This window comes from Paenibacillus sp. B1-35 (assembly GCF_050474385.1).
Classification (GTDB): Bacteria; Bacillota; Bacilli; order Paenibacillales; family Paenibacillaceae; genus Paenibacillus_B; species Paenibacillus_B alvei.
Genome location: NZ_JBCHVJ010000011.1, coordinates 16729 through 25773 on the forward strand (window position 1 = coordinate 16729; position 9045 = coordinate 25773).

General features: G+C 46.3%; 20 protein-coding genes. All 20 read right to left on the reverse strand.

Annotation, left to right across the window (positions count from 1 at the left end):
* Positions 1-44: 44 nt before the first annotated feature.
* Positions 45-230 carry a 50S ribosomal protein L30 gene (gene rpmD, locus ACQ5BJ_RS25235; protein ID WP_005544529.1) on the reverse strand — a complete coding sequence of 62 codons (186 nt, stop codon included), beginning with the start codon at positions 228-230 and terminating at the stop codon, positions 45-47.
* Positions 231-243: 13 nt separating this feature from the next.
* Positions 244-741 (reverse strand): 30S ribosomal protein S5, encoded by a 498-nt coding sequence (rpsE, locus tag ACQ5BJ_RS25240; protein ID WP_005544531.1) that lies wholly within the window; start codon positions 739-741, stop codon positions 244-246.
* 25 nt (positions 742-766) lie between these two features.
* Positions 767-1135: a 50S ribosomal protein L18 gene (rplR, locus tag ACQ5BJ_RS25245; RefSeq protein ID WP_163979321.1), complete on the reverse strand. Its 369-nt coding sequence runs from the start codon at positions 1133-1135 to the stop codon at positions 767-769.
* Between the two features lie 64 nt (positions 1136-1199).
* Positions 1200-1742 (reverse strand): 50S ribosomal protein L6, encoded by a 543-nt coding sequence (gene rplF / locus ACQ5BJ_RS25250; RefSeq protein WP_005544533.1) that lies wholly within the window; start codon positions 1740-1742, stop codon positions 1200-1202.
* Between the two features lie 31 nt (positions 1743-1773).
* Positions 1774-2172, reverse strand: coding sequence for a 30S ribosomal protein S8 (rpsH, locus tag ACQ5BJ_RS25255; RefSeq protein WP_005544534.1), 399 nt, complete (start codon positions 2170-2172; stop codon positions 1774-1776).
* Positions 2173-2204: 32 nt separating this feature from the next.
* On the reverse strand, positions 2205-2390 hold the full coding sequence (locus ACQ5BJ_RS25260; RefSeq protein ID WP_005544535.1) for a type Z 30S ribosomal protein S14: 186 nt from the start codon (positions 2388-2390) through the stop codon (positions 2205-2207).
* An 89-nt stretch (positions 2391-2479) separates the two neighbouring features.
* Positions 2480-3022, reverse strand: a complete 543-nt coding sequence (gene rplE / locus ACQ5BJ_RS25265) for a 50S ribosomal protein L5 (protein WP_005544536.1) — start codon at positions 3020-3022, stop codon at positions 2480-2482.
* A 27-nt stretch (positions 3023-3049) separates the two neighbouring features.
* Positions 3050-3400 carry a 50S ribosomal protein L24 gene (gene rplX, locus ACQ5BJ_RS25270; RefSeq protein ID WP_005544537.1) on the reverse strand — a complete coding sequence of 117 codons (351 nt, stop codon included), beginning with the start codon at positions 3398-3400 and terminating at the stop codon, positions 3050-3052.
* A 39-nt stretch (positions 3401-3439) separates the two neighbouring features.
* Entirely contained in the window at positions 3440-3808 is a 369-nt protein-coding gene (gene rplN / locus ACQ5BJ_RS25275; protein WP_005544538.1) for a 50S ribosomal protein L14, read from the reverse strand.
* A gap of 35 nt (positions 3809-3843) precedes the next feature.
* Entirely contained in the window at positions 3844-4110 is a 267-nt protein-coding gene (gene rpsQ / locus ACQ5BJ_RS25280; protein ID WP_005544539.1) for a 30S ribosomal protein S17, read from the reverse strand.
* A 63-nt stretch (positions 4111-4173) separates the two neighbouring features.
* Positions 4174-4374: a 50S ribosomal protein L29 gene (gene rpmC, locus ACQ5BJ_RS25285; RefSeq protein ID WP_005544540.1), complete on the reverse strand. Its 201-nt coding sequence runs from the start codon at positions 4372-4374 to the stop codon at positions 4174-4176.
* Positions 4364-4798: a 50S ribosomal protein L16 gene (rplP, locus tag ACQ5BJ_RS25290; protein WP_005544541.1), complete on the reverse strand. Its 435-nt coding sequence runs from the start codon at positions 4796-4798 to the stop codon at positions 4364-4366. Before rplP ends, rpmC begins: the two co-directional genes overlap by 11 nt.
* Positions 4799-4800: 2 nt before the next feature.
* Positions 4801-5466: a 30S ribosomal protein S3 gene (rpsC, locus tag ACQ5BJ_RS25295; protein ID WP_005544543.1), complete on the reverse strand. Its 666-nt coding sequence runs from the start codon at positions 5464-5466 to the stop codon at positions 4801-4803.
* 13 nt (positions 5467-5479) lie between these two features.
* Positions 5480-5812, reverse strand: a complete 333-nt coding sequence (gene rplV, locus ACQ5BJ_RS25300) for a 50S ribosomal protein L22 (protein WP_005544545.1) — start codon at positions 5810-5812, stop codon at positions 5480-5482.
* Positions 5813-5848: 36 nt separating this feature from the next.
* Positions 5849-6127 (reverse strand): 30S ribosomal protein S19, encoded by a 279-nt coding sequence (gene rpsS / locus ACQ5BJ_RS25305; protein WP_163979320.1) that lies wholly within the window; start codon positions 6125-6127, stop codon positions 5849-5851.
* A gap of 70 nt (positions 6128-6197) precedes the next feature.
* The gene (rplB, locus tag ACQ5BJ_RS25310) at positions 6198-7028 is read right to left on the reverse strand and encodes a 50S ribosomal protein L2 (RefSeq protein WP_005544548.1); all 831 of its coding nucleotides are present in this window, start codon (positions 7026-7028) and stop codon (positions 6198-6200) included.
* A gap of 31 nt (positions 7029-7059) precedes the next feature.
* Positions 7060-7350 carry a 50S ribosomal protein L23 gene (gene rplW, locus ACQ5BJ_RS25315; RefSeq protein ID WP_005544549.1) on the reverse strand — a complete coding sequence of 97 codons (291 nt, stop codon included), beginning with the start codon at positions 7348-7350 and terminating at the stop codon, positions 7060-7062.
* Positions 7350-7973, reverse strand: a complete 624-nt coding sequence (gene rplD, locus ACQ5BJ_RS25320) for a 50S ribosomal protein L4 (RefSeq protein ID WP_005544550.1) — start codon at positions 7971-7973, stop codon at positions 7350-7352. Before rplD ends, rplW begins: the two co-directional genes overlap by 1 nt.
* Positions 7974-7998: 25 nt before the next feature.
* On the reverse strand, positions 7999-8622 hold the full coding sequence (gene rplC / locus ACQ5BJ_RS25325) for a 50S ribosomal protein L3 (RefSeq protein WP_005544551.1): 624 nt from the start codon (positions 8620-8622) through the stop codon (positions 7999-8001).
* Positions 8623-8709: 87 nt separating this feature from the next.
* The gene (rpsJ, locus tag ACQ5BJ_RS25330; protein ID WP_005544556.1) at positions 8710-9018 is read right to left on the reverse strand and encodes a 30S ribosomal protein S10; all 309 of its coding nucleotides are present in this window, start codon (positions 9016-9018) and stop codon (positions 8710-8712) included.
* Positions 9019-9045 lie beyond the last annotated feature (27 nt).

Here is a 9045-nt window from a genome sequence, read left to right on the forward strand (position 1 = left end):
CCATGTAATCTATATCCGATTACAGAAGTCGTATGGTGTTACCCTTACGCTTCGATCTCTTTGACTTCAACCAAGTGTTTAACTTGGTTTACCATTCCGCGGATCGCAACGTTGTCGTTATGAACAACCGTCTGATTCAACTTGCGCAAACCCAAAGTGTTCACCGTTTGGCGATGAGTTTCCGGGCGACCGATCAGACTGCGAACGAGGGTAATTTGCAATTTCGCCATCTTCGTCCCCTCCTTAACCTAACAGTTCTTCAACGGATTTACCGCGCAATTTTGCTACTTGTTCAGCTGTCTTCAAACGAGACAAGCCTTCCAATGTAGCGTTAACCATGTTCATGGAGTTAGAGGAACCAAGCGATTTCGTCAAGATATCGCCTACACCAGCCAACTCAAGAACGGCACGTACTGGACCGCCTGCGATAACCCCAGTACCTTCGGATGCTGGCTTCAAGAGAACTTTACCAGCGCCGAACTGACCAATTACTTGGTGAGGGATTGTCGTGTTAACAAACGGAACATGAATCAGGTTTTTCTTAGCGTCTTCGATACCTTTGCGGATTGCGTCTGGTACTTCGGATGCTTTACCGATTCCAGCGCCAACCCAGCCCTTGCCATCGCCGACAACCACGAGAGCGCTAAAGCTAAAGCGACGTCCGCCTTTAACAACTTTAGCAACGCGGTTAATTTGAACAACTTTTTCAGAAAGTTCTAACGTGTTTGGATCAACTCGCAAGTCGTTTACCTCCTTCGATTAAAAATTAGAATTCAAGACCAGCTTCGCGTGCTGCGTCAGCCAAAGCTTGAATACGTCCATGGTACAAGTAACCACCGCGATCGAATACGATTGTCTCATATCCTTGCTCTTTCGCACGTTTTGCGATCAATTCGCCAACTTTGCGAGCGGATTCTACGTTACCACCATTTTTGATATCTCCACGAAGCTCTTTATCCATAGTCGAAGCGGAAGCGACTGTTACGCCTTTCACGTCATCGATAAGTTGAGCGTAAATATGTTTGGAAGAACGGAATACGTTCAAACGAGGACGTTCCGTTGTACCTTCGATTTTTTTACGGACACGCAGGTGTCTTTTCAAACGAGCTTTGTTCTTATCGCCTTTGGTAATCATCGGATTGTTTCACTCCCTTCAGTTTAACCATTAAGCTGCTAAGGTAAGTGAGCTAGGCAAGATCTTACTTCTTCTTGCCTGCTTTACCTTCTTTACGAATGATGCGTTCGCCTTCGTACTTGATACCTTTACCTTTGTAAGGTTCTGGCTCGCGTACTGCACGAATGTTCGCTGCATATGCACCAACGCGCTCTTTATCAATGCCTTTAACGATGATTTTCGTTTGAGCAGGCACTTCGAATTCAATACCAGCTTCCGGTGTAATTTCAACCGGATGGGAGTATCCTACGTTCAAGACAAGCTTGTCGCCGGATTTGTTAGCACGGTAACCTACACCGACCAACTCAAGGGTTTTGGAGAAACCTTCAGTTACTCCGCTAACCATGTTGTTGATTACGCTGCGTGTTGTACCGTGCAACGAACGATGAAGTTTATTTTCAGAAGGACGTTCTACGGAAATGACGTTCTCTTCTACAGACACTTTCATGTCTTTATGAAGTTCACGAGTCAAAGTTCCTTTCGGTCCTTTTACTGTAATAACGTGGTTTTCCAAAGTGACAGTTACGCCACCTGGTACCTCAATTGGTTTGCGACCAATACGGGACATGTTGTTGCACCTCCAATCTTATGCGAATGGTTTACCAAACGTAGCAGATTACCTCGCCGCCGGATTTGGACTGGCGAGCTTCTTTGTCAGTCATGACGCCCTTGGACGTCGAGATGATTGCGATACCGAGACCGCCCAGTACACGAGGAACCTCATTAGCTTTCGTGTACACGCGCAGTCCTGGTTTACTGATGCGCTTCAAGCCTGTGATAACACGCTCGTTGTTTGCACCGTACTTCAGGAACACGCGAATGATCCCTTGTTTGTTGTCATCGATATATTCAGCGTCACGGATAAAGCCTTCACGCTTCAAGATTTCTGCGATTTGCTTCTTCATAGTAGAAGCAGGCATTTCCACCGTTTCATGACGCACTGTATTAGCATTGCGAATGCGTGTAAGCATATCTGCAATCGGATCGGACATAACCATTAGTGTAAACCTCCTTCCCGCAACAGGGTTGATTACCAGCTTGCTTTTTTAACGCCAGGAATCTGGCCTTTGTATGCCAATTCGCGGAAACAAATCCGGCAAATTTTGAACTTACGTAATACGGAATGCGGACGTCCGCAGCGCTCACAGCGCGTATATGCCCGTACTTCAAACTTCGGTTTGCGTTGTTGCTTGATTTTCATCGAAGTTTTTGCCACGTGAGTTGACACCTCCTAGAGATTTGTGTCGATGGATTCAAAACTGATTGCTCAGTTTGTATCTCAAACGTAACCGACCTTTTTACGAATTACTTCGCGAAAGGCATGCCGAGTTGCGTCAACAATTCGCGGGACTCTTCGTCCGTCTTCGCCGTCGTAACGATGACGATATCCATACCACGAACCTTGTCAACTTTATCGTACTCGATTTCAGGGAAGATGATTTGCTCCTTCAAACCGAGTGTGTAGTTGCCGCGGCCGTCAAACGCTTTGTTCGAGATACCGCGGAAGTCGCGTACACGAGGAAGCGTGACATTGAACAATTTGTCCAAGAAGTGATACATGCGCTCGCCGCGCAATGTAACTTTCACACCAATCGGCATTCCCTCACGAAGCTTAAAGCCTGCGATAGACTTCTTCGCGCGAGTGATTACTGGCTTTTGACCAGCGATTTGTTGCAATTCAGCTACTGCAGTATCCAAAACTTTGGAGTTTTGAACAGCCTCACCCATACCGATGTTGATGACGACTTTCTCCACTTTTGGAGCTTGCATAACTGATGTATAGTTGAACTTCTGCACTAGCGCAGGAGTAATTTCGTTCAAATAACGTTCTTTCAAACGAGCTGCCATCTAGAATGGACCTCCTTTCCGAAGCGATTAGTCGATAATTTCGCCGGAGCGTTTAGCTACGCGCACTTTTTTACCGTTTTCCACTTTGTAACCGATGCGCGTTACTTTACCCGACTTTGGATCCACGTGCATAACGTTAGATGCATGAATTGCTGCTTCTTGCTCAACGATACCGCCTTGTGGGTTCTTAGCGTTAGGCTTCTGATGCTTCTTCACCATGTTTACGCCTTCCACAATAACGCGGTTTTCACGAGGGAATGCTGCAATAACACGGCCTTTTTTGCCTTTATCTTTACCCGTGATCACGATGACAGTGTCATCTTTTTTCACGTGCAATTTGTTGTTATGCGACTCGAGAATTTTTTTCAATCGTGGCATGTGTCACACCTCCTGAGTCTTGCCTGGCGGGCAAGTTGATTAGATAACTTCCGGTGCCAGGGAAACGATTTTCATGAAGTCTTTTTCGCGAAGTTCGCGAGCGACAGGTCCGAAAATACGAGTCCCACGTGGGCCCTTATCTTCTTTCACGATAACCGCTGCGTTTTCGTCAAATGCGATGTAAGAACCGTCTTTACGGCGAACAGCACGCTTCGTACGAACGATAACCGCTTTGACTACGTCACCCTTTTTGACAACGCCGCCTGGTGTTGCTTGTTTGACAGAGCATACGATCAAGTCACCGATGTGAGCTGATTTACGGCCAGTACCGCCCAACACGCGAATACACATCAGTTCTTTCGCACCAGAGTTGTCTGCTACATTTAAACGTGAAAATGCTTGAATCATTCGAATGTCCTCCTTTCGGTGAAACTATCCGTTCATTAAACGATAACTGCTTTCTCAACGATTTCAACGAGTCTCCAGCGCTTGTCTTTCGACAACGGACGCGTCTCCATGATTTTCACAGTATCGCCAATTTTGGCTTCGTTATTTTCGTCATGCGCTTTGAACTTCTTCGTGTATTTGATGCGTTTGTGATACAAATCATGCTTCTTGTATGTCTCAACCGCTACTACGATTGTTTTGTCCATTTTGTCGCTGACAACTTTACCAATTTGCACTTTACGAGCGTTACGTACTTCACTCATTAGTGTTCTGCCTCCTTCCTGGATACAGGATGTCTATTTTTCCGAAACTGACATCTTGGTGAATTAGCTAGTAATACCAAGTTCTCTTTCACGCAGAATCGTATGTGCACGAGCAATCGCTTTACGCACGTCACGAATGCGAGTTGGGTTGTCAAGCTGTCCGGTAGCCAATTGGAAACGGAGGTTGAAAAGTTCTTCCTTGAATCCGGCAATCTTTTGTTCAATTTCAGCAGTGGTCAAGTTGCGGAATTCACTAGCTTTCATTTGCTTCACCACCCATTTCTTCACGTTTCACAAACTTAGTCTTGACAGGCAGTTTGTGAGCAGCAAGGCGCATAGCTTCGCGAGCTACCTCTTCAGGTACACCGGAAAGTTCGAACATTACTTTACCAGGCTTAACTACAGCAACCCACTTCTCAACGTTACCTTTACCGCTACCCATACGAACCTCAAGCGGCTTAGCCGTAATTGGTTTGTCTGGGAAAATTTTAATCCATACTTTACCGCCACGTTTGATGTAACGAGTCATCGCAATACGAGCAGCCTCGATTTGACGGTTCGTAATCCATGTAGGCTCCAATGCTTGCAACCCGTATTCACCGAAGTGAACTGTCGTGCCACCTTTAGCTTGACCCTTCATGCGTCCTTTTTGCTGCTTCCGGTGCTTTACACGTTTAGGTACCAACATGATTAGTTGCCTCCTTCCTCAACAGCCTTTTTCTTAGCCGTAGGAAGTACCTCTCCACGATAGATCCATACTTTTACGCCGATACGGCCGTAAGTTGTATGAGCTTCAGCTGTGCCGTAGTCGATGTCGGCGCGAAGCGTATGAAGTGGCACTGTCCCTTCGCTGTATCCTTCTGTACGAGCGATTTCAGCACCGCCCAAACGACCGCTTACTGCAGTCTTGATCCCTTTCGCACCAGCGCGCATGGAACGTTGAATTGATTGTTTCAAAGCGCGGCGGAAAGAAACGCGGCGTTCCAGTTGTTGTGCAATGCTCTCTGCAACGAGAGTTGCGTCCAAATCTGGAGTTTTGATTTCCGAGATGTTGATGTGTACTTTTTTGCCGTTAGCAATTTTCGTTACTTCACGACGAAGTGCTTCAACTTCGGAACCGCCTTTACCGATTACCATACCCGGTTTCGCAGTGTGGATTGTAACGTTCACGCGGTTAGCTGCACGTTCAATCTCAATGCGGGATACGGCGGATTCTTTCAATTTATTTTTAAGGAATTCACGAATCTTCACGTCTTCGATGAGCAATGTACCGAAATCTTTCTCGGCATACCACTTGGATTCCCAATCGCGGATAACGCCCACTCGAAGTCCGACTGGATTTACCTTTTGACCCACACGTTGTCCCTCCTTATTTTTCAGATACTACAAGCGTGATGTGGCTTGTTCTTTTGTTAATTCGGCTCGCACGTCCCATAGCGCGTGGACGGAAACGTTTCATCGTTGGACCTTGGTTCACGAAGACTTCCGAAATAACGAGATTATTAACGTCCATTTGATGGTTGTGTTCTGCATTGGCAATTGCAGAGTTCAACAATTTTTCAACCACTGGCGAAGCTGACTTCGGCGTGTGGCGCAAAATTGCGATTGCTTCGCCCACTTGTTTGCCGCGGATCAAGTCAATAACGAGCTTAACTTTGCGCGGGGCGATGCGAATGTTATTCGCATGTGCTTTTGCTTGCATGGAAGTACCTCCCCTCGAATGCTCTCTAATCAATAATTAGCGTTTGCCTGTTTTTCTGTCATCGTCATGACCTTTGTACGTACGCGTTGGCGCGAATTCGCCAAGCTTATGGCCGACCATATCTTCCGTTACGTACACTGGCACATGTTTACGTCCGTCATATACCCCGAACGTGTGACCGATGAATTGAGGGAAAATTGTAGAACGACGGGACCAAGTCTTGATAACAACTTTTTTGCTTGTATCGTTCAATTCTTCAACTTTCTTCATCAGGTGACCATCAACAAATGGTCCTTTTTTCAAACTGCGACCCATGTATGAATCCTCCCTTCGACAGAACTGATTCGCTTGCGATTACGCTGCTGCGCAATGAAACGGAAACATATTATTTCGTGCGACGACGAACGATATATTTATCGGAATGTTTGCCTTTTTTACGCGTTTTGTAACCAAGTGTCGGTTTGCCCCATGGAGACATAGGAGACTTACGACCGATTGGAGCTTTACCTTCACCACCACCGTGAGGGTGATCAACCGGGTTCATTACCACACCACGAACGACTGGACGTTTGCCCAACCAGCGGTTACGGCCTGCTTTACCGATTTTGATAAGCTCATGGTCTCCGTTACCTACGGAACCGATTGTAGCACGGCACACTTTCAACAATTTACGAACTTCGCCAGAAGACAAGCGTACTGTTACGTACTTTTCTTCTTTACCAAGCAATTGAGCTTCCGTACCAGCGGCGCGAACCAACTGACCACCCTTACCTGGTTGCAATTCGATATTGTGGATAACTGTACCTACTGGAATGTTTTCCAATGGCAATGCGTTACCGATTTTGATGTCTGCGCCGGAACCGGATTCGATTACGTCGCCTACTTTCAACCCTTTAGGAGCGATGATATAACGCTTTTCACCATCAGCATAGTTGATCAATGCGATATTGGAAGTACGGTTTGGATCGTACTCGATTGTAGCAACGCGGCCTGGAATGCCATCCTTGTTACGTTTGAAATCGATGATACGGTATTTACGCTTGTGTCCACCACCGTGGTGACGAACCGTAATTTTACCTTGGTTGTTGCGGCCCGCAGTTTTGCTCAAAGGAGCCAACAACGATTTCTCCGGTACATTCGTTGTAATTTCTTCGAACGTGGACACGCTCATATTACGACGAGCCGGGGATGTCGGTTTGTACTTTTTGATAGGCACTTGTTTTCCCTCCTTACTTTAGAAATCTATATTAAACCGTCTCGAAGAACTCGAGTGGCTTGCTGTCTTTTGCCAAAGTGACGAACGCTTTTTTCCATTCGGAAGTGTAGCCGGAGTGACGGCCATAGCGTTTTGGCTTAGCAGGCATACGAAGCGTGTTCACGTTCGCAACCTTCACTTTGAAGATTTGTTCTACAGCCAATTTGATTTCAGTCTTGTTAGCACGCATATCAACTTCGAATACGTATTTCAAGTCATTCATCATGTCTGCTGTACGCTCAGTAATAACCGGACGCTTAATGATATCGCGAGGGTCTTTCATTATGCGAACACCTCCTCTACCTTCTGAACCGCATCCTTCGTAATGATGAGCTTCTCATGGCGAAGAACATCATATACGTTGACACCGTCAGCTGCAACAAGCTTTACAGAAGGAATGTTGCGAGCGGAAAGTGCTACGTTGTCGTTGTACTCAGGAAGCACGACAAGCGCTTTGCGATCCACTTTCAGGTTGTTCAATACTGCCGCGAATTCCTTCGTTTTTGGCGTGTTCAAAGCAAGGCTATCGATTACGATAATTTGCTCTGCCAACACTTTCGAAGACAATGCGGATTTAATCGCCAAACGACGAACTTTCTTAGGAAGCTTGTAAGCATAGCTACGTGGTGTCGGTCCAAATACTGTACCGCCGCCAACCCATTGTGGCGAACGAATGGAACCTTGACGCGCACGACCTGTGCCTTTTTGTTTCCATGGTTTACGACCGCCGCCGCTAACTTCGGAACGGTTCTTAACTTTGTGAGTACCTTGACGCATAGATGCAAGCTGCATCACGACTGCATCATGAAGTACATGTTTGTTTGGTTCAATGCCGAATACGCTGTCGGACAATTCGATCTCGCCAACTTGCGCACCGCTCATGTTGTAAACTGCTACTTTAGGCATTATGTGCTCCTCCTTTCCTCACCAATTACTTTTTAATTGCAGATTTAATGTTAACGAAGCTGTTTTTAGGGCCTGGAATAGAACCTTTAACGAGGATAACATTGCGTTCTGCATCCACTTTAACAACTTCAAGGTTTTGAATTGTTACTGTGTCAGTACCCATGTGACCTGGAAGGCGTTTGCCTTTTGGTACGCGGTTCGCTTGAATGGAACCCATGGAACCTGGACCACGATGGTAACGGGAACCGTGAGACATAGGGCCCGTGCTTTGTCCCCAACGCTTAATTACGCCGGCAAAGCCTTTACCTTTCGAAATACCTGTAACGTCAACGTATTCTCCCTCAGCGAACAAATCAGCCTTCAATTCTTGGCCAACTTCATATTGAGAAAGATCCACACCACGAAGTTCTTTAACGTAGCGCTTAGGTGTTGCGTTAGCTTTTTTCGCGTGACCGATTTCTGGTTTCGTAGCACGCTTTTCTTTCTTATCAGCGTAGCCGATTTGGATTGCTTCGTAGCCATCGTTCTCAACGTCTTTCTTTTGCAGAACGACGCAAGGACCAGCTTCGATAACAGTTACCGGCAGTACATTACCTTCAGCGGTAAATACTTGAGTCATGCCGAGCTTTTTACCTAAGATACCTTTCATGTTGACACCTCTTTTCTTTCCTTAGTCCGTTCATAGTGAAGTAGAAACGGCTTTGCTATCCACATGTGGATAACCGTTTCAACTAACTTACAATTTGATTTCGATATCTACACCGGACGGCAAGTCCAAGCGCATCAGCGCGTCCACCGTTTGCGGCGTTGGATTCACGATGTCGATAAGGCGCTTATGAGTGCGCATTTCGAACTGCTCGCGGGAATCCTTATACTTGTGCACCGCACGAAGAATCGTAATGATTTGCTTCTCCGTTGGCAACGGGATTGGACCGGATACTCCAGCACCGGAACGTTTTGCCGTTTCAACGATTTTCTCAGCGGATTGGTCAAGAATTCTGTGATCGTATGCTTTCAAGCGAATACGAATTTTTTGCTTTGCCATTTTAGTCCCTCCTTTTATCGCCCAATT

Coding starts and splice junctions, on each gene's coding strand:
- rpmD (WP_005544529.1), bottom strand. CDS start 230: ATGGCGAAATTGCAAATTACCCTCGTTCGCAGTCTGATCGGTCGCCCG.
- rplR (WP_163979321.1), bottom strand. CDS start 1,135: ATGATTACCAAAGGCGATAAGAACAAAGCTCGTTTGAAAAGACACCTG.
- rplF (WP_005544533.1), bottom strand. CDS start 1,742: ATGTCCCGTATTGGTCGCAAACCAATTGAGGTACCAGGTGGCGTAACT.
- rpsH (WP_005544534.1), bottom strand. CDS start 2,172: ATGGTTATGTCCGATCCGATTGCAGATATGCTTACACGCATTCGCAAT.
- rplE (WP_005544536.1), bottom strand. CDS start 3,022: ATGGCAGCTCGTTTGAAAGAACGTTATTTGAACGAAATTACTCCTGCG.
- rplX (WP_005544537.1), bottom strand. CDS start 3,400: ATGCCACGATTGAAAAAAATTCTCGAGTCGCATAACAACAAATTGCAC.
- rplN (WP_005544538.1), bottom strand. CDS start 3,808: ATGATTCAAGCATTTTCACGTTTAAATGTAGCAGACAACTCTGGTGCG.
- rpsQ (WP_005544539.1), bottom strand. CDS start 4,110: ATGAGTGAAGTACGTAACGCTCGTAAAGTGCAAATTGGTAAAGTTGTC.
- rpmC (WP_005544540.1), bottom strand. CDS start 4,374: ATGAAAGCTAGTGAATTCCGCAACTTGACCACTGCTGAAATTGAACAA.
- rplP (WP_005544541.1), bottom strand. CDS start 4,798: ATGTTGGTACCTAAACGTGTAAAGCACCGGAAGCAGCAAAAAGGACGC.
- rplV (WP_005544545.1), bottom strand. CDS start 5,812: ATGCAAGCAAAAGCACATGCGAATAACATTCGCATCGCCCCGCGCAAA.
- rpsS (WP_163979320.1), bottom strand. CDS start 6,127: ATGGGTCGCAGTTTGAAAAAAGGACCATTTGTTGATGGTCACCTGATG.
- rplW (WP_005544549.1), bottom strand. CDS start 7,350: ATGAAAGACCCTCGCGATATCATTAAGCGTCCGGTTATTACTGAGCGT.
- rplD (WP_005544550.1), bottom strand. CDS start 7,973: ATGCCTAAAGTAGCAGTTTACAACATGAGCGGTGCGCAAGTTGGCGAG.
- rplC (WP_005544551.1), bottom strand. CDS start 8,622: ATGAAAGGTATCTTAGGTAAAAAGCTCGGCATGACTCAAGTATTTACC.
- rpsJ (WP_005544556.1), bottom strand. CDS start 9,018: ATGGCAAAGCAAAAAATTCGTATTCGCTTGAAAGCATACGATCACAGA.